Genomic DNA, 17,662 nt, shown 5'->3' on the forward strand with positions numbered 1-17,662 from the left:
CTCAATAGCCCACCGCCGCGCGTTTCTCCGCGTCGGTGAGGAACGTAGCCGCCCCCACCCGCGCCCAGAGCGCATCGCGCTCCACCGACAGCCCCGCCGCCCGGTCGAGATCCGGCACCAGCCTGAACGCCTCGCCCATGGTGCCGGCGAGAAAGCCGGAAAAGGCCTCGGCCGTGCGTCCCGTCAGCGGCAGCACGGTCAGCCGCCAGAAGGCGCGGTTGGCCTCCTGGTAATTGGCATAGGTGTTGTCGCCGGGAATGCCGAGCAGCATCGGCGGCACGCCGAAGGCGAGCGCCACGTCGCGCGCCGCCCCGTTCTTCGCGGCCTCGAAATCCATGTCGCGGGGCGAAAGCCCCATCGCCTTCCAGTCGAGCCCGCCTTCCAGGAGCAGCGGTCGCCCGGCGTTCATCGCGCCGGAATAGCCGTCGTCGAGTTCCGCCTTCAGCCGCTCGTACTGGTCGACGGAAAGATTGCCGCCCTCCTTCGGCTGGTAGACCAGCGCGCCGGAGGGCCGTGCCGAGTTGTCGATCAGCGCCTTGTTCCAGCGCGCCGCGGCGTTCGAAAGATCGAGCGCCGCGATGGCGGCCCCCAGCGGCGGAAAGCCCAGATGGTCGTCGAGCGGATGGAAGAGTTTCAGATGCAGCAGCGCCCCCTCGCCATCGGCCGGTATGCGCCTGGTCGTGCCGCCCGCCCGGTAGTCGTAACCGACCGGCCAGCCGTCTCGCCCCTCCGCCACGCTCACCCGGTCGGGGCGCAACAGATGCAGTTCGGCCAGCCGTGCCCCGAGTTTCACCGGCTCGACGAAGGCGTTGCCCGAGATCAGCAGCTGGCCATAGAGCGCCTCGAGAAAATCCACGCCCGCCGTCTTCGCATTCGGCGCCCGCATCAGCTCCAGCACCGGATGGCCGGAGAGCTCCGTCTCGCCGCGATAGACGAGCCACGGCACGCTCGCGGCAGCCTCCGCCACCAGCCGCACGCAGCGATGCGCGACGGGATTGCCGAGGAAACCGGCCCGCGCCAGCGCCCCATAGGTCGCCGCCGTCCTCTTCCCCGTCGCCTCGCCCGTCAGCCAGGCGAGCGCCCCCAGCGCCTTCGTCGCCCCCGGTCCGCCAGAAGTCCTCGCAGCCTCACGCCGCCGCCAGAAAGGCAGTCTCATCGGATGATCCTTTCGGTAGATGGTTTTTTCGCGCCGAGCGTACTTTGACGAGACGCTGCGCTTGCGATAGTCTCGTATTACAAAACAGGCGAAAAACGATGGTAAACCAGAAAAATCTGTCCGATCCGATCACCCTGCGCCTGCCCGGCGACGTGCTGGCCGACATCGAAGAGATCGCAGCGCTCACCGGGCGAACCCGCAGCTTCATCATCGTCCGCGCGTTGAAAGCCTATCTGGCATCCGAGGGCCAAGAGATCCGCGAACTCGCCGAGGCCCGTCGCGCCGCCGATGCCGGCGACGTTCATGACCTGGAAGCTGTGGTCGAGGAAGTCGAGGCCATTGTGAAGGGAGCGGCCGCTTGAAGGTCGTCCTTGCGGCGCCGGCTCGAGATTATGTCAGGGCCGAAGCCGCGTATCTGCGCTCGCATAATCCGCAGGCCGCCCGGCGTTTTGTCGACGACATCAAGCGCCTTGCGCACCTACTCGGAGACTTTCCAAACATCGGACCGCCCCGCCAGGATCATCTCCTCCCCGGCGTCTTCCGTTTCGTTTTGGGTGCCTATCTCGTCGACTATGAAATCCGCGACCGGCTGATCGTGATCCTCGCGATCCGGCACGGCCGCCAGTCCGACCCGAACCTGCCGCCGGAACCCGACTTCGACTACGAAGGCTGACTTACCCCACCCGCTCCGTCACCGCCGTCGCCACGTCGTAATCCGCCGCGATCCGCATCTCGCGCAGCGGCCGCACGCGGTCGATGGACTCCTTATAGAGCGGATGCGCCCGGTAGGCCTCCAGCGCCGCCTCGTCCTCGAACTCGCCGTAGACCACGAGGTCGACGCTTTGGTCGAAGTGGTCGGATTTCTGGCAGGTGCCGATCTCCAGCCGTGTTGCATGCGGAATGCCCGTCAGGATCGACAGGCCATTGCGCACGGCCTCGATATCGCCGCCCTCAGGCACGGAAAAGAACACGATATGGCGGATCACTTGTGATCTCCGGCAGGCACTTTGGAAACGCCGGCAGCGGCCGGCCACGGGAAGGGGTTCCCGGTTAGCACGGCCGCGCGACGGGCTCAACCTTTCGGAACCTGCCCCTCATCCGCCTGCCGGCACCTTCTCCCCGCTCGCGGGGGTGAGGCGCGGTCCGCGAAGCGGAGCAATCGATCCCGTGACTCGATTGCAGCAACGAACGCCTTGAGCCCTAGCGAAAGGCCGGCCGGGAGGATGGAGCGCCGCCAGTGCCGCGAGTCCCTTCTCCCCGTACCCACGGGGAGAAGGTGGCGGCAGCCGGATGAGGGGCACCATCAAGCCGCCATCGCCCGCCAGAACGCCCTGCCATAGCCCGCCACCAGGTCCGCCCGGTCCGTGCCGTTGACGATCCGCCGCGCGCCCGTCCAGTCCTCGACCGTTCCGTTGAAAAATTCACCGAGCCGCCGCCCGCTGAAGAGACCCTTCACCATGCCCACCACCAGCACCGTCGCCGCCACCTCCAGATCCATCGCCCGGTCCGGGTCGCTCACGAGGTCGATCCCCGTCGCCTCCGACAGCCGCTGATAGTTCGCCCTGTGGGTGATCTGCACCAGGCCGCGCCCGTACCAGGTCCTGCCCTCGCCGTCCGGCCGCCAGTAGGGCCGCTTCACCTGCGGCAGGCGTCCCGCCGCATAGGCGCGGTCCAGCCGCGCCACGGCTTGCGCATCCGTTTTCGCCAGCGTCTCGCGCACCGCCTGCATGGTTCCGGCCGTCTCGTGGAAGGCCGTCGCCAGGCCATAGGCGAGCCCGCGCCGGTCCTCGCCGGCCGCCAGCGGCTCCCAGGCGGCGGCGATCGCCGTCATGCCGGCCACCTGACCGCGACTCAACCGCCCGGCAAAAGGGTCACGCCTCACCGCATCGAAAAACGCTTTCGACCTGACGTTCATCAGTTTTCTCCCACGTTGAAGGTCACGCGTCGGCGCCTCGCGGCGGGGCTCGGCCCCTCCGCGATTAACCACGCCCGAATTTTCCTGTTGGACTAAATCGGTTTAAGTAAATTCAATCGTTTAAACCGGGTTAACACGATATTTACAAAGATTTAACTCTGTGGAACCTTCCGCGTCATGTGGCGTTCTAGAGCGCGTCCATGAAGGGAGATAGACCATGCAGATCAAGCTGAGCACCGAGACCAAGTCTGCTGCCAACAGCAATGCGGCCAATACCATCCCGGCCCATGTCATCGAGCGCATGGAGTCCGAATGGCGCCAGATGCGTCAGCCGCAGACGGCCTCTTCCAAGTAATCGTTCCATCCGGAACACAAGAAGGCGCGCCACCCGGCGCGCCTCAGACCGCTGACAAACCCGCCGATTTTTGCTTGGCGGGTTTTCTTGTTTTGAGGTGCGCGGTCAGGTGGTGTTTTGGTCTTAGATTTTCGTGATCTTATTAAGATCACGAAAATCTAAGACCAAAACACCACCTGACCGCGCACCTCAAAACAAGAAAACCCGCCAAGCAAAAATCGGCGGGTTTGTCAGCGGTCTGAGGGCCGCCGAGAGGCGGCCCTTTTTGCATGTGGTGATGTGTTGTCAGAGACCGATCGTGCCGAGCGCTGGCACTTTGATTCCGGGCCGCTGCACGTCGATGCCGGCCACAAGCCCGAGCAGATGAACCTCTAGCCCGCTGCGCGCCCCGATGGCAAAGCCCGCGAGTCCCTTCACGCTGAAATGAAAGTCGCGCCCGTCGGCATCGAATCCGAACAGGCTTCCGTCGGTACGATAGTCGCGGCCGACAGCATGGGCCGGCAACACAGCGCCGAGTTCCGGCACGGACCGCAATACATGCGCTACGAATGTATTCGAGTTCGGACCGGGATAGATGTGATAGCCGCCATTCATGGCGAACGGATAGTCGGCGATCGCCTTCTCCACCTTCGGGATCAGGGCCTCCGCGGTGGCGCCGTGCAATTCGACGACGATCTCCGGGCTATTGGAATACCAGAAGGCATCCGCCGGCCGGTGGTTGCGGCGGATCGGGCTTCCCCAGCCGACCTTGTCGTAGCGCTGGTAGTCTCCGTCAGCCGTCTTGGTGACGATCCACGCATGGCTGGCGACGGCGCCTTTCAGTCCGCCTGTCTTCGCCGACATCACATAGATTGCCGCCTTGTTGTCTTCGTGTGCTGCGGGAAGCATGCCGGACGAACTCCAGCGCGCCGAACTCCAGTTGGCCGGCCTCTCGGCCGTCATCCAGAGCCCTGCCGAAACCAGTGTCGGCAGCAGGAAGACGACGAAAAAAACCAGCATGAAACGCTTCAGAAACCTCATGGTACCTCTTCGTGACCGTAGGTCTCTTATCGGGAACGGCAAAACGGCGGAAATGCGGTGGTTTCGACCACGAAACCGTGATCGCTTAGGTCTGGTCGGTCTTTTTACCGGGCCAGCCGCCCGGCAGTCGGTGATCAAGATACGCGTAGACCTGCGACAGCGCGGTCTCACGCGTGATTCCGCCGCTGTGCAAACCGAGCCGCAGCCAGAGGCCGTCGATCAGCGTCGTGATCGCCAGCGCCACCTCGTCGCATTCCTCGCGCGGCAGCAGGTGGACCAGCGCCGACATCAGGTTGGAGTGCATCCGAGCATGAATAACCTTCTGGATGCGGGCGAATTGCGGCTCGCGGGGCACCTCCGCGCAGAGAGATAGCCAGGCGTGGCACGTCGCCGGCTGATAGAAACGATCCTCGAAATTGCCTTCCACGACAGCTTGCAGCCGCTCGTATGGGGTACGTGCCAGTTTCAGACGCGCTGAAACTGCATCGCGCAGTTGGACGTTCGCCTCCCGCATCGCCTGCTCGAACAGTTCCTGCTTGTTCCGGAAGTAGTGCAGAACGATGCCCTTGGAGGAATTCGTGTGCGCGGCGACCTTCTCCAGCGTCGCCCCGGCGATGCCTTCCTTCTGCAGCACCTCGAAGGCCGCAAGCCGCAGCTCCTTCCTTCGGATAACGCTTATTCTCGTCAGCTTCATGCGCCCGCTCCTGATTCTGGCACTGTTGACAAATTTTCCGCCAAGATCAATTGTTGACCCATCGGTCAGAAAAGCAGCCAGTCGGTCAATAATCATAGAAGGGGAATGACATGGTGAGAATGACAGGACTTGCATTGATTGCCGCAGTCGTGGCCGCAGGCGCGGCCCACGCCGCCGACCCGGAAACATGCCGCGCCGTCCGGATGGCCGAGCCCGGCTGGAACGACTTGGCTTTCACCACGGGTGTCGGCATGACCCTCCTGAAGGGCCTCGGTTACGAGCCAACCACCAGCCTGCTCGGCATCGATGTCATCTACAAGAGCCTGGAGAACAAGGATCTCGATGTCTTTCTCGGCTACTGGGATCCGGCAATGGCGATCTACTACGAGGCCTACAAGGCGAACGGCAGCGTCGAGACGGTGAAGACCAACCTCACCGGAGCCAAATACACCTTTGCCGTGCCCGACTATGTGTATGAAGCCGGCGTTCGCGATTTCGCCGACCTGCACGCGTTCGCCGACCAATTTGGCAGCAGGATGTACGGCATCGAGCCCGGCTCTAACCAGGCGATGTTCGACGCCGTCGCCGACCCGGCCTTCAAGCTGGACGGCTGGGAGGTTGTGGAATCGAGCGAGCAGGGCATGCTCGCCGAGGTTCAGCGGAAGATCAACGGCAAGGAATTCATCGTCTTCCAGGGCTGGGCGCCGCATTCGATGAACACCGCCTTCCCGATCCGTTACCTGACAGGCGGCGACAAGTACTACGGCCCCGATTTCGGTGCCGCCACGGTTTCGACGCAGGTCCGCAAGGGCTATCGCGATGAGTGCCCGAACGTCGGCAAGCTGCTGGAAAACCTGACCTTCGACCTCGATCTCGAAAACCGCGGCATGGGCTACCTGATCAACGACGGCATGAACCCGGAAGAGGCGGCGGCCAAGGCGATCAAGGATGAGCCGCAACGCCTCGACGCCTGGCTCGCCGGTGTCGAGACTCTCGACGGCAAGCCCGGTCTCGACGCGGTGAAGGCCTCGCTCGGCCTGTGATGTCTTCCGATCATGCCCCATGGACGGAGCGCAAGTCGCTGCTTGCGCTCCCGGACGGCCGGACGCTTGCCTATGTCCGCCGTCCGGCCGACGGTCCGGTTCTCGTTCTTCTTCACGGCTACACCGATACCAGCCGCAGTTATGAACGCCTGGCCTCGCTGCTGGACGGTTACACTCTCGTCATTCCCGATCTGCCGGGGCACGGCGCCTCATCGGCGCGTCTGACGGAAGGCTGCTCCGGTTTCGCCGAGGACGTGGAGGCTTTGCTCGACCGTCTGGATATCGGTCGCTGCAGTCTGGTCGGCCACTCGATGGGCGGTGTGGTCGGCACGGATCTCGCCGCACGCCTTGGAAAACGGGCGGCCGGTCTGGTCCTTCTTGCCAGTTCGCTACGCCCGCGGCTGCCGGAGGAGGGGGCCATCGCGCGCGGCATCAGGGCATTTTCCGACCCGATCGACCCCGCCGATCCGTTTTTCGACGAGTGGCATCATTGCGTCCATCCGGTCGATCCGAAATTCCTCGCTCATGCCCGTCGTGAGGCGGCCGCGATGCCGGCCACCGTCTGGAGGCGTGTCTTCAAGGGCCTTGCCGACACCGACATGACGTCGTCCGCCAGCCGTGTCTCGTGTCCGGTGGTTTGCCTCGGGGGTGGCGACGACCCGCTTTTCGGTGCGGAGCATCAGGCAGCGCTACTCAGTGCTTTTCCGGATGCGGAAGGGGAAATTCTCGCCGGACATGGCCATAACCTCCATTGGGAAGACCCGGACGGCATCGCCGTCCGCATCCATTCCTTCCTGGCCCGCACCCGTTGACCGCGCCATTGGCAATCGCCTTCCGAAAGGCTATCAGGCAAAAAAACATCCCTTTGCTGAGCGCGAGGCCTTTCCATGTCCAGTCCCGTCACCGTCGAAGTCACCCGTGGCAATCGCGTCGAAAGCCGCCATCGCGGGCTGGCTGTCGTGATCGACGCCGGTGGCAAGGTGATGTTTTCAGCCGGTGAGGTAGATGCGCCGGTGTTCCCGCGTTCGGCGTGCAAGGCCATGCAGGCCCTGCCGCTGGTCGAAAGCGGTGCGGCGGATGCCTATGGCTTCGGCAATCGCGAACTGGCGCTCGCCTGTTCGTCCCATTCCGGCGAGGATGCGCACGCGGAACTCGCGGCTTCGATGCTGGCAAAAGCCGGTCGTGACGTCGCTACCCTCGAATGCGGCGCCCACTGGTCGTTTGATCAGGCGACGCTCATCCATCAGGCCCGCACGATGGAAAAGCCTACGGCGCTGCATAACAACTGCTCCGGCAAGCACTCGGGCTTCATCTGCGCCTGCAGCCATATCGGTTACGATCCGAAGGGTTATGTCGGCTACGACCATCCGCTGCAGGCCGATATCCGCGGCGTGATGGAAGCGCTGACCGGCGCTGTGCTCGATGCCGATAGCTGCGGCGTCGATGGCTGCTCGATCCCCACCTATGCCGTGCCGTTGTCGGCGCTTGCAGATGGCTTTGGCAGAATGCTGACGGGCAGGGGGCTGGCGCCGGTCCGCGCAGCCGCCTCGCGACGCCTGATCGAAGCCTGCATGGCCGAACCATTTTACGTCGCCGGAACCAAGCGGTTCTGCACCCGCCTCATGGAAATCGCTCCTGCCAAGATCTTCGCCAAGACCGGCGCCGAGGGCGTGTTCTGCGCACTCCTGCCGGACCAAGGCCTGTCGCTCGCCGTGAAGTGTGAGGATGGCACCACCCGCGCGGCGGAAAGCATGATCGCTGCGCTTCTGGCGCGCTATTTCGAGCCGGGCAGCGAAGAGCGGGAACAACTGCTCGCCATGGCCAGCCACACCATGCGCAACTGGAACGGCATCGCCGTCGGCGACGTCCGCGTGACGGACCTCCTGTTTAACTGAGCTCGAGGACTGGATATCAGCCACTGATAAGCCGCACACCCGTCTCTTTGAGGCCGTCCAGCCGTTCGACGGGTGTTGCCGCATCGACAAGTACGCCCGTGACTGTCTCGACCGGCGCAATGAGGCAGGGGGAGACCGCGCCGATCTTGTCATCGGTCACAGGCACGAAGGTTTCCCGGCTCCGCTCCATGATCCGGCGCTTGATCGCCGCCTCTTCGTAGTCCCCCGTCGTCAGTCCGTGAACGGGATGGATCGCGGTCACGCCTAGGAAGAAGATGTCCGGCCGCAGCCGGTCGATCGTCAACGCCGCCTCCACGCCCACGCTCACCATGGAGTGTCGATACAATCGCCCACCGATCAGGATCACCTCGACCTTGTCGTGGTGTTCGAATTCGGCGGCGATCGTCGGCGAGTGTGTCGCGACCGTGATCGCCATGTCGCGAGGAATGCGGCGGGCGATTTCCGCCGTCGTCGTTCCGCCATCGAAGAAGATCGTCTGGCCCGGCTTGATGAGACTGAGGGCCAGGGCGCCCAGCTTTGCCTTTTCGGACGAGGCAACCGACCTTCGGCTGGAGAAATCCGGCAGCTCCGGCGTGATCGGCAGCGCTCCTCCGTGAACCCGCCGCAGAAGCCCGGCCGCCGCCATGTCGCGCATGTCGCGGCGGATCGTATCCTCCGACAGTCCCAGTTCCCGCGCCAGATCCCCGGCGATCGCCCGGCCATCGCGTTTCAGGACATCGAGAATGTGTTGTCGTCTTTGTGTGGTCAGCATTGGTTCTCACGAAATGGCACGGTAATTTACGATATTGCATGATTTGACTCGATAAGCGAGAGGAATCGTGCAACAGCATGCGCTGTCCGCATGAAGCGGATGACAAAAGGAGATTATCGATGCTGATCCTGATCGCCGGACCCTATCGTTCCGGCACAAATGACGACCCGACGCTGATGGCGGAAAACCTGAAGCGGCTGGAAGAACCGTCCTATGCTCTGTTCCGGGCCGGACATGTTCCGATGATCGGGGAATGGGTGGCGTTGCCGGTCTGGAGTGCCGCCGGAGGGACGCACGTGGGTGACGATCTCTATGAAGAAATCTTCCATCCGGTCGCGGGGCGGCTGCTGCAACTGTGTGAGGGTGTCCTGCGTCTTCCCGGCGCCTCGAAGGGGGCGGACAACGACGTCAGGATCGCCACCGAGCGCGGCATCCCTGTCTGGTATCGCCTGGAGGACGTGCCGGGCTGCGGCTGAGCTCCCTTAGACCGCGAAGATTTGCGCGTCGTCGGCGAAGGCTTTGAACTCCAGGGCATTGCCGGAGGGGTCGAACAGAAACATCGTCCGCTGTTCGCCGCTTTCGCCTTCGAACCGCAGCTTCGGCCGCATGCCCCATCGGGTGTCCGGATCGGCCTCCAGCCGTTTTGCCAGCGCCAAGAAATCCTCCATCGGCAGGATCACGCCGAAATGCGGAATCGGCACGGCATCGCCCGCCACAGAGCCGGTGAGCGGTTCTCTGGAAGGCTTTCCCGTCAGATGCGCCGACATCTGGTGGCCGAAGAGGTCGAAGTCGATCCATTTGCCCGGGCTTTCCCTGCCGATCCGACATCCAAGCACCTCGCCATAAAACCGACGCGTGGCTTCGATATCGGTAATGGGGAAGGCAAGGTGAAAGGGACGCATGGCAATCTCCCGGTGCTGGTTGGTCCTGAACGTCCAAGACTATCTAAAATGGACGGGTTGGGAAGCCGTCTGGCGCTATCTAACGAGAGAAGCCGCCGGTATTGATGGTTGACAACTCTAGGTGCAGTGCACAAACTTCCCTGGATTATAGTGATCCGGCGAGCTTCGGTCAGAGAGGCAAAAGTGAGCACAGTAATTCTGACTTCCCGCGAAATAGCGGCCGTCAGCTATGACGATGCGGCGGCACGACTGCAGGTGGAACTGCGCAAGGGCGGCCTCTACGAGGTCATTGATGTGCCGGAACCGGTGTTTCACAAGCTGTGCACGTCGCCGTCACCGGGCACCTATTTCCACCTCCACATCCGCAAGGGCGGATACAATATCCGCCGTCTGCGCTAGGGCGTTCCTGTCCGGGGGTACTGCCGCCGATCATTCGACCTCTGCCAGCCGCTTCTCCCACATCGCCTTGAAGCCGGGACGGGCGTGACAGCGCGCCAGCCAGTCCCGGACATGGGGATGCTTCTCGAACAGCGGCGTGTGCGCCGACGCATAGCGGACCACCTCGGCCAGATTGATGTCGGCGACGGTGAAGCGCTCGCCCACGATGTATTCCGCCCCGGCAAAATGACAGTCGAGCACGGCGAAGGGCCGGTCGAGGAGGCGGGCAACCGCCAGGGCCTCCGCTTTGCCGGCCTCGGTTTCAAGGCGTCCCTCCGCCGCCGCAAGGGAAATCTTGAGCGCGTTCGCCTCGATCGACGTCGCGCCGAAAAACGACCAGTGTGTCATGAGCGCGTCTTCGCTCAGATCCGCAGGCGCGAGTGACCCGCCATGCTTCTTCGCGAGATAGAGGTTGATTGCCATGGACTCGAACAGCACGAGGCTCCCATCGACCATGGTGGGGATCGTCCCCATCGGATTGATCGCCAGGAAATCCGGCGAACGCGTGTTGAGACGTGCATCCCGCGCGAGCGGATCGGCAAGCTTGTAGGCCTGGATCACTGGTACATGCTCGAAATCGATTCCCAGTTCTTCGATCAGCCAAAGGGGTCGCGTCGCGCGCGACCGGTAGACGCCATGGATTTCCAGCATGAAAACTTCCCTCCGCTTCGTTGCGGTCGAAGCTAGCGGCAAGCACGAGGTTTTTGAAGCGGCCCCGGCGTGATGCGATGCTGATTTCTCGTGATGGGCCGGATTGACAGTACGCGGCCTCAGCTCTATCCAAAATGCGTGGGTCAGCAGTTCACCCAGGCGTCACCGCCCCGCAAGGGGAGCTAAACCTGCCGCATGATATCTCGACAGACACTTTTCCCGTGCCCGGTCGACAAGACGGTGACCACCGACGCATTCCAATTCGGGCACGATATCGAGGAAAAGACGATGTCGCGTAGCATCATGACGTATCATGCGCCGGACATATCGGCGCTCGCCCGCAACCTGAAGCGGGAACTCGACGAACGGACGGAAAAACCCGGCCACGTCGAACTTCTGAACATCCTGTCCCGGGCGGCCGGCTTCCGCAATTTCCAGCACCTTCGTGCCGCGCAAGCCGCCGGTGAACGTCTGGCAATGCCGTCGCCGCCGGCCGCGCCGGTGGATCACGTGCGCGTGGAAGCGGCGCTTCGCTGTTTCGACGGGCAGGGCAGGCTATCCCGCTGGCCGGCCAAGACGTCGCTCCAGCAGCTCTGCCTGTGGGCACTCTGGGCGCGCATCCCGGCCGAGCGGGAGTTCGATGAGAAGGCGATCAGCGGATTGCTGAGAGACCTGCACCTGTTCGGCGATCACGCGCTCCTGCGGCGCGAGATGGTCAACCAGCGACTGCTCTTCCGGACGCAGGACTGCAAGGTCTACCGGCGCATCGAGCAGCGGCCACCTGCCGAAGCCATCGTGCTCCTGAAGAGCCTCGGCGGCGCGCTGGCGAGAGAGTGAGAGTTGCAGCGACTGCCGGCTTTTAGCTGGCGGCCGCCAGCAGCGCGGCATTGTCGGCCTGTTGCTTCATCAACGCGCGGGCGGCGACCCTTTCAAGCGGGCGCGAGAAGAGGAAACCCTGCCCACGCTGGCAGCCGAGGTCAGTGAGGAGTTGAACCTGTTCGGGCGTTTCCACGCCTTCCGCGATCACCCGGATTCCAAGGCCGTCGGCGATATCGATGAGACCCTTGATGATGACGCCTCCGGCCCGTTCGCTGGCCATTCTCTGGACGAAGCACTTGTCGATCTTGATGAGGTCGATTGGCACCGTCAGAAGATGCGTGAGCGAGGCGAAGCCCGTGCCGAAATCGTCGAGTGCGACGAAGACGCCAGCTGCCCGCAACCGGCTGATTTCCCTCGCAACCGTCTCGTCTCGTTGATCGAGATAGACGGACTCCGTGACCTCGATGGCCACCCGGTCGAGCGGAACGCCATGTGCGCCGAAAACGGCTTCGAGACGCTGGCACAATCCGCCTCGATAAAGATCCATGCCGGAGACGTTGATACCGATCCGGCCGAAGTAGAGGCCGTCATCACGCCAGCTGCGCATGTCCGCGGCCACCGTCTCAAGCATTCGTTGGGTCAGGTCGTAGGCGGCCTGGCCGTCGCGCGTCGCCTCGTGGAAATAACCTGCGGCGACAATCTCGCCGCTTCTCGTCCGCATCCGGCACAGCGCCTCGAAACCCCGGAGGTTGCCGGTCGAAAGCTCGACCACCGGCTGGTAGAAGGCGTCGATGCGTCCGTCCTGCAGGGACTCGGTCAGGTCCTGTATGGACCGGTAACGCCGTGCGATTGCGGAACCGAGCCCTGACACGAACTCCACAAAGCCGCCGCGGCGACGCTCTTTCGCATGGTAGAGAGCGTAATCCGCGTTCTGGTGAACCTGGTGTGACGGCTTTCCTTCGGCCGCCATGTCGCCGCCGACGGTGACGGAAGGATTGATAAGCTGCCCGGCGCAGAGCGTCGGCGCCTTCATGATGACGGTAAGCCTCTCGGCGATCTCTACCAGTTCCTCACGGCCGTCACATTCCACGAGCACGGCGAACTCGTCGCCCCCCAGCCGGAAGCTCTGGCAGTTCTTGCCGAGGCCCGAGAGCCGTTCGGCCACCGATCGGATGAGATCGTCGCCCGCAAGGTGCCCGAACCGGTCATTGACGAGCTTCAGATTGTCGACATCGGCGAGCAGAAGCCCCCAGCTCCGGCTGCCTGCGTCGAGACAGGCAACCTTGTCGTTGAAGGCCTTCCGGTTCGGAAGCTTCGTGAGCGCATCGGTTTGCGCCAGCCTCTGACGTTCGATGACCCGCTGGTCCCGTTCGATGGCGATGGCGCAGAGATGCACGCACGCCTGGACGACCTGTTTTTCCCGGCGTGTCGGATTGCGCTCGGTTCTATAGTAGAAAGCGAAGGTTCCCATGACCTTGTCGGACAGGATGATGGGGGTTGACCAGCACGCGAGAAACCCCGCCGAAAGTGCCAAGTCCTTATAGTCCTGCCAGAACGGATGTGTCGCGATGCTGGAGACCGCGACGGGGCGGCCTGTATAGGCCGCAGTGCCGCATGATCCGATGCCAGCGCCGATTGCGACTCCATCTATTGCCTTCGAATAGAACTCTGGAAGTGACGGGCCGGAAAGATGACTGAGGCGACTTTCCGCGTCCAGCAGCAGGACCGAACAAATGGTATCGGGAAGTATCCGCTCCACGGCGTTGCAAAGATAGTCGACTGTCTCCCTCAGTCCGTCGCCGCGGGCAATCATCTCAAGGATGGTGTTTTGCAGTCTCTGCATCGTGCGCTCGTTCCCCTTGACGAGAGCAAAACACGGCAGCGTTAAATAGCCCTTACGAATTTTCTAAAAATGTAAATTAGCTATGACTTTGTTCACGTGGCGCGATTTCCGCTGATCGTCAGATGCGGGGGTACGTCGCCGCTTGCCATCAGGTCGCCGGTCGTCTTCTCGTTCCAGCGATAGCCGACGATCGCGCCGTCTTTCGTCCCGTTGAAGATATTGCCGGTGATGACAGCCGCGCCGCTCTCCTCCACTACGGTTACATAGAGGCCGATTGGCGACTGGCGCACGACGTTTCCGGAGACCACGACGTCGCGCAGATACGGCCCCCAACCGAGCATCATGCCGTAGCGCGGCGCGTTCTCGATCACGTTGCCCGAAACGACCGTGTCGGCCTCCACCGAAATGCCGAAGCCGAAGCCGGCGCCGTCGTGTTCATAGGGACCGGTGAGGGAGAGGTTGCGGACGAGATTGCCGGTGACGGTGGCGAGCCGCCCGCCTTCGTTGAAGTTGACGATCAGGATGCCGTTCGCCGCCGTATCGATCAGGTTGTCGGCGACAACGGCGCCTTCGAAGGAGAATTCGACGTAGAGCGCTGTCTCGCCGCTCTTCAGGCACTGATTGCCGCGGATCTGCACATTGGAGGCCGAATTCGCCCGGATCGCGGAAAAGGCGCAGTCGGAGACATGGTTGTCCGAGACGATCACATTGTCGGCGCGAAAGAGATTGATGCCGTTGCCGTATTCTCCCGTGCCTCCGTCGCGCGCGCCGATCCGGTAGACACGGTTGCCGGTGACGACCGAACCATCGTCGCCCTTGGTCCAGCGATGCACGAGAATGCCCCCGTTCCCGCAGTCATGCACGCGGTTGTCGCGGACCGACAGCCTGACGCACTCGACCGCGTAGAGCCCGATGTCTGCGGCTCCGCTCACCGTCGACCGTTCGATCCGACCGCCGCAGCGCTCCATGTGAAACCCCGTCTTGCGACTGCCGGCGATCTCACAATTGTCGATCAGGGCTTCGCCCACATTGGCGAGGTGAACCAGCCCGCTCACGTGGTCGCCAAGCCAGCCGTTCGAACCGTCGATGGCAATGTTGCTGATCTCGATCCGGTCCGCGCCGTCGGCGCGCAGCAGGTGTCCGTCGCCGGTATAGATGAGGCGCGACGCACCGGGTACGCCGGTGAGGCGGGTTCCGTCGGGAAGGTCGATATTGGAAACCGTGTAGTCGCCGGGTGGCAGAAACACCGGGGTCTTTGCCGCCGCCGCGTCGTTGAGAACCGTCTGCAACCGTCGGCTCTGGTTGTCGGGCGCATTGGGCACGACGCCGGCCGCCGCCGCATCGATCGATCCGCGCATCTCGATCTCGGTGAAGGCGAGCGCCTGGGAAAGCGCGGGTCGATGCGCGAACCCCGCGAGCGCGGCGCCTCCCGTCAGCAGCAATCGGCGTCTTTCGATCATATCTACCCTGGCACAATCAAACCGGATGGCGCGACAGAATGGCACGCGGGAGTTAAGGAAACGGTTTGCTCCAGATCAATGCGGCGGCGTGCAAGCAGGCGCTAATCTATCCTCGATCGATTGATGGAGGTCACGATGTTTCGTCTTGCTGCGGTTCTCTACATTCTCGTCGCCACGGCGCTGGCAGGCGCGTCGGTGACCACGGTTCTCTCCTTGCGGATGATGGAGCCGTGGCAGATCGCGGGAGCGTTCGCGGCCGGCTGTGTGATCGCTCTTCCGATCGCCTGGGTTCTGGCGCGCAAGATTTCCGCCACGATGAAGTCTTCCGTCGCCTGAGATGAGGGGGATCAGGCGGCTGACGCGGGTGTCGCGCCCGACGTTCAAGGAGGCGGATGGACTGTCCGCGGCATGAGCGCACCCGCACCGATCGGCCGGCCTTCGTTGGATCGCGAAGGCCGGCCGATTGTTCTTGACGATCATCCGTCCGTACCGCCGTCGCCGGCCAGCCTCGTATGCGCGTGCATCCGGTCGACGAACTTTTCGAACAGGATCGCAAAGCGCTCCACGTCCTCCTTCGGCCAGTCGGCGAGAATGGCGTGGATGAGGTTCGCCTTGATGTTCTGAAGCGCCTCGATCATCTGCCATCCCTTGGGCGTCAACTCCACAACGGCACGGCGCGCGTCGACCTGCGATACCGCACGCCGCAACACATCCTGCTTCACAAGTTCCGCCACCAGCCGGCTGCCGCGCGAGGGATCGATGCGCATCGCTTCGGCAATTGCTCCGACCGTCGCCTCGCCATCGTCGGCGCAGCGCCGCACGGCTTCGATCACATCGAGATGAGTAAGCTCCAGATCCGGCGCTACCGACTGGATCGCCATGCGTCCGATGATACGCCTGCCGATCATCAGCCGCATCTTCGACATGCTGGTGCCGATGGACGCTATGTCTTCCGGTTCGTCGTCCGGCACGGCCCAGAGTGAACTGGCCGATATCTCTTTCGTCATGGTGCCCCCTCGCAGTCATCGCACGCAAATATGTGCTGTTGACATTTATATGCTAAAAGCACATAAAAAGCCAACTTAGAATTTTGGATGTTCCCATGGACAAGATGTCGCCGATCAAAACGCCGCCCGCGGCCGACCTTCCGCCGCTGGTCGAAAACCCGCGACTGCGTCTTGTCGTCTTCCTGTTTTTGATGACCGCCATGTTCATGGCCACCCTGGACAACCAGATCGTCGCGACCGCCCTGCCGACCATTGTCGGCGAGTTCGGCCAGCTGGAACGTTTCGGCTGGGTCGGCTCGGCCTACCTGCTGGCGTCGAGCGCGGTGATGCCGATTTATGGCAAGCTCGGCGACCTCTTCGGTCGCAAGCCGGTGATCATGGCGGCCGTGCTCATCTTCACCCTCGGATCGCTGGTCTGCGGCCTCGCCGTTTCCATGGACACGCTGATCGCCGCCCGCGTGCTGCAGGCGCTCGGCGGCGGCGGCATCATGGTGTCGATCTTCTCGATCAATGCCGATCTCTTCGCACCGCGCGAGCGGGCCCGCTACCAGAGCTATTCGAGCCTCGTCCTGATGGCGTCGGGCGCCGTCGGACCCGTGCTCGGCGGAACCTTGAGTGATCTGTTCGGCTGGCGTTCGATCTTCCTCGTCAACCTGCCGATCGGTATCCTTGTCCTCGCCGGACTCGCGGTGATGCTGCCCTACCGGCGTCCGCAAAGGCGACCGAAGATCGACTATGCCGGCGCCGCGCTGCTCGCCGCCACCATTTCCTCCGTGGTGGTCTGGGCCGACAGCGCGCAATTGTTCGGATCGCTCGTGGCGCCGGAAAGCCTCGCCATTGTCGCCGCCGGCGTCCTGTGCCTCATCGGCTTCATCTTGGTCGAGCGCCGTGTCTACGAACCGGTGGTTCCGCTGTCGCTGTTTTCCAACCCGACGTTCAGCCTGCTGCTGATCATTTCGCTGTGCAGCGGTGCCGTTGGCATCGGCTCTGTCAACTATGTCGCGCTCTTCCTCCAGACGACCACGGGTCTTTCTCCCTCCATGGCCGGTCTGCTCTTCATCGCCACCACCGGTGGCATCGCGCTTGGATCGCTCTCTGCCGGTCGGATGATCTCCATCACTGGCCGCTACAAGATTTTCTCGATCGCCAGCATGACGACCGGTATCGTCGCCATGGGAATTTTCTCGCTCGTCGGCGTCGGAACGCCGGTGCCGATGATCGCGGCGATCATGCTGCTTCACGGAGTCGGCATCGGCATTGGCCAGCAGGTGCCCGTGATCGGCGTTCAGAACACTGCGGGGGCAGGGGATGTCGGTGCCGCGACCGGAGCGGTGACGCTCACCAGAATGGGTGGAGCATCGATCGGCATTTCCATCTATGGCGCCGTGGTCGCCTCCGGTGTCGCAAGGCTGGGCGCGGCGATCCCGGGCGTCGGACCGATCGACGAACTCACCCCCAAGGCGCTGTCGGCGCTGCCGCCGGACCTGCAGGTTCAGGTAGGGGAGACTTACGCGGGCGCTTTCCATTCCATGTTCCTGGCAGCGGCGGTCATCTGCCTCGTCGGCCTCAGCGCGGCACTGTTCCTCAAGAACGTTCGGCTGCCGATGGCCAAGGCCGCGCAGTCTCACTGATCGCATCCGACGACAGCTTCACGCCAGCCGCGGCATGCATGATGCGGAAGACTTTGGAGAG

Annotated in this window: 22 protein-coding genes; 11 read left to right on the top strand and 11 right to left on the bottom strand. The window is 63.2% G+C overall.

Features of this window, described 5'->3' with window-relative positions:
• Position 1: 1 nt before the first annotated feature.
• On the bottom strand, positions 2-1,156 hold the full coding sequence (locus J5J10_RS11830; protein WP_211930020.1) for a phage portal protein: 1,155 nt from the start codon (positions 1,154-1,156) through the stop codon (positions 2-4).
• A gap of 98 nt (positions 1,157-1,254) precedes the next feature.
• On the opposite strand from J5J10_RS11830, the gene J5J10_RS11835 reads away from it, so the two are divergent.
• Positions 1,255-1,518: a ribbon-helix-helix protein, CopG family gene (locus J5J10_RS11835; protein ID WP_211930021.1), complete on the top strand. Its 264-nt coding sequence runs from the start codon at positions 1,255-1,257 to the stop codon at positions 1,516-1,518.
• A complete protein-coding gene (locus J5J10_RS11840; RefSeq protein WP_211930022.1) occupies positions 1,515-1,829 on the top strand; it encodes a type II toxin-antitoxin system RelE/ParE family toxin in 315 nt (104 codons plus the stop codon). Before J5J10_RS11835 ends, J5J10_RS11840 begins: the two co-directional genes overlap by 4 nt.
• Position 1,830: 1 nt before the next feature.
• On the opposite strand, the gene J5J10_RS11845 is transcribed toward J5J10_RS11840, so the two are convergent.
• Together J5J10_RS11845 and J5J10_RS11850 are read right to left on the bottom strand one after the other, a co-directional pair.
• The gene (locus tag J5J10_RS11845; protein ID WP_211930023.1) at positions 1,831-2,142 is read right to left on the bottom strand and encodes a Dabb family protein; all 312 of its coding nucleotides are present in this window, start codon (positions 2,140-2,142) and stop codon (positions 1,831-1,833) included.
• A gap of 317 nt (positions 2,143-2,459) precedes the next feature.
• On the bottom strand, positions 2,460-3,071 hold the full coding sequence (locus tag J5J10_RS11850; protein ID WP_211931218.1) for a glycoside hydrolase family 19 protein: 612 nt from the start codon (positions 3,069-3,071) through the stop codon (positions 2,460-2,462).
• A 217-nt stretch (positions 3,072-3,288) separates the two neighbouring features.
• Between J5J10_RS11850 and J5J10_RS11855 the strand changes: the two genes are divergently transcribed.
• Positions 3,289-3,426, top strand: a complete 138-nt coding sequence (locus J5J10_RS11855) for a hypothetical protein (protein ID WP_208548928.1) — start codon at positions 3,289-3,291, stop codon at positions 3,424-3,426.
• A gap of 285 nt (positions 3,427-3,711) precedes the next feature.
• Here J5J10_RS11855 and J5J10_RS11860 read toward each other — a convergent pair whose 3' ends face one another.
• Positions 3,712-4,446, bottom strand: coding sequence for a DUF3750 domain-containing protein (locus J5J10_RS11860; protein ID WP_211930024.1), 735 nt, complete (start codon positions 4,444-4,446; stop codon positions 3,712-3,714).
• 85 nt (positions 4,447-4,531) lie between these two features.
• Entirely contained in the window at positions 4,532-5,140 is a 609-nt protein-coding gene (betI, locus tag J5J10_RS11865) for a transcriptional regulator BetI (protein WP_211930025.1), read from the bottom strand.
• Positions 5,141-5,250: 110 nt separating this feature from the next.
• On the opposite strand from betI, the gene choX reads away from it, so the two are divergent.
• From choX to J5J10_RS11880, 3 genes are all read left to right on the top strand, one after another.
• Positions 5,251-6,183 (top strand): choline ABC transporter substrate-binding protein, encoded by a 933-nt coding sequence (gene choX / locus J5J10_RS11870; RefSeq protein WP_211930026.1) that lies wholly within the window; start codon positions 5,251-5,253, stop codon positions 6,181-6,183.
• A complete protein-coding gene (locus J5J10_RS11875) occupies positions 6,183-6,995 on the top strand; it encodes an alpha/beta hydrolase (RefSeq protein ID WP_211930027.1) in 813 nt (270 codons plus the stop codon). The genes choX and J5J10_RS11875 overlap by 1 nt, the downstream gene beginning before the upstream one ends.
• Before the next feature lie 75 nt (positions 6,996-7,070).
• Entirely contained in the window at positions 7,071-8,078 is a 1,008-nt protein-coding gene (locus tag J5J10_RS11880) for an asparaginase (RefSeq protein ID WP_211930028.1), read from the top strand.
• Positions 8,079-8,094: 16 nt separating this feature from the next.
• On the opposite strand, the gene J5J10_RS11885 is transcribed toward J5J10_RS11880, so the two are convergent.
• Positions 8,095-8,850: a DeoR/GlpR family DNA-binding transcription regulator gene (locus J5J10_RS11885; protein WP_211930029.1), complete on the bottom strand. Its 756-nt coding sequence runs from the start codon at positions 8,848-8,850 to the stop codon at positions 8,095-8,097.
• A gap of 119 nt (positions 8,851-8,969) precedes the next feature.
• On the opposite strand from J5J10_RS11885, the gene J5J10_RS11890 reads away from it, so the two are divergent.
• Positions 8,970-9,326, top strand: coding sequence for a DUF4406 domain-containing protein (locus J5J10_RS11890; RefSeq protein WP_211930030.1), 357 nt, complete (start codon positions 8,970-8,972; stop codon positions 9,324-9,326).
• Positions 9,327-9,332: 6 nt separating this feature from the next.
• Here J5J10_RS11890 and J5J10_RS11895 read toward each other — a convergent pair whose 3' ends face one another.
• A complete protein-coding gene (locus J5J10_RS11895; protein ID WP_211930031.1) occupies positions 9,333-9,752 on the bottom strand; it encodes a VOC family protein in 420 nt (139 codons plus the stop codon).
• A gap of 183 nt (positions 9,753-9,935) precedes the next feature.
• Between J5J10_RS11895 and J5J10_RS11900 the strand changes: the two genes are divergently transcribed.
• Complete coding sequence (locus tag J5J10_RS11900; RefSeq protein ID WP_208548730.1) at positions 9,936-10,151, top strand: KTSC domain-containing protein; 216 nt, start codon at positions 9,936-9,938, stop codon at positions 10,149-10,151.
• A gap of 30 nt (positions 10,152-10,181) precedes the next feature.
• On the opposite strand, the gene J5J10_RS11905 is transcribed toward J5J10_RS11900, so the two are convergent.
• Positions 10,182-10,841 carry a glutathione S-transferase family protein gene (locus J5J10_RS11905; protein WP_211930032.1) on the bottom strand — a complete coding sequence of 220 codons (660 nt, stop codon included), beginning with the start codon at positions 10,839-10,841 and terminating at the stop codon, positions 10,182-10,184.
• A gap of 288 nt (positions 10,842-11,129) precedes the next feature.
• On the opposite strand from J5J10_RS11905, the gene J5J10_RS11910 reads away from it, so the two are divergent.
• Positions 11,130-11,678: a DUF2087 domain-containing protein gene (locus J5J10_RS11910; protein WP_211930033.1), complete on the top strand. Its 549-nt coding sequence runs from the start codon at positions 11,130-11,132 to the stop codon at positions 11,676-11,678.
• Between the two features lie 22 nt (positions 11,679-11,700).
• Here the strand turns inward: J5J10_RS11910 and J5J10_RS11915 are convergent, their stop codons facing one another.
• A complete protein-coding gene (locus tag J5J10_RS11915) occupies positions 11,701-13,503 on the bottom strand; it encodes an EAL domain-containing protein (RefSeq protein WP_211930034.1) in 1,803 nt (600 codons plus the stop codon).
• A 92-nt stretch (positions 13,504-13,595) separates the two neighbouring features.
• Positions 13,596-14,963, bottom strand: coding sequence for a TIGR03808 family TAT-translocated repetitive protein (locus J5J10_RS11920; protein WP_211930035.1), 1,368 nt, complete (start codon positions 14,961-14,963; stop codon positions 13,596-13,598).
• A 135-nt stretch (positions 14,964-15,098) separates the two neighbouring features.
• Between J5J10_RS11920 and J5J10_RS11925 the strand changes: the two genes are divergently transcribed.
• Positions 15,099-15,299, top strand: a complete 201-nt coding sequence (locus tag J5J10_RS11925; protein ID WP_208548735.1) for a hypothetical protein — start codon at positions 15,099-15,101, stop codon at positions 15,297-15,299.
• A gap of 140 nt (positions 15,300-15,439) precedes the next feature.
• Here J5J10_RS11925 and J5J10_RS11930 read toward each other — a convergent pair whose 3' ends face one another.
• Complete coding sequence (locus J5J10_RS11930) at positions 15,440-15,970, bottom strand: MarR family winged helix-turn-helix transcriptional regulator (RefSeq protein ID WP_211930036.1); 531 nt, start codon at positions 15,968-15,970, stop codon at positions 15,440-15,442.
• A 104-nt stretch (positions 15,971-16,074) separates the two neighbouring features.
• Between J5J10_RS11930 and J5J10_RS11935 the strand changes: the two genes are divergently transcribed.
• A complete protein-coding gene (locus tag J5J10_RS11935; protein WP_211931219.1) occupies positions 16,075-17,601 on the top strand; it encodes an MDR family MFS transporter in 1,527 nt (508 codons plus the stop codon).
• Positions 17,602-17,662: the final 61 nt, after the last annotated feature.

This window comes from Ciceribacter sp. L1K23, assembly GCF_018122705.1.
In the GTDB taxonomy this organism is placed as follows: domain Bacteria; phylum Pseudomonadota; class Alphaproteobacteria; order Rhizobiales; family Rhizobiaceae; genus Allorhizobium.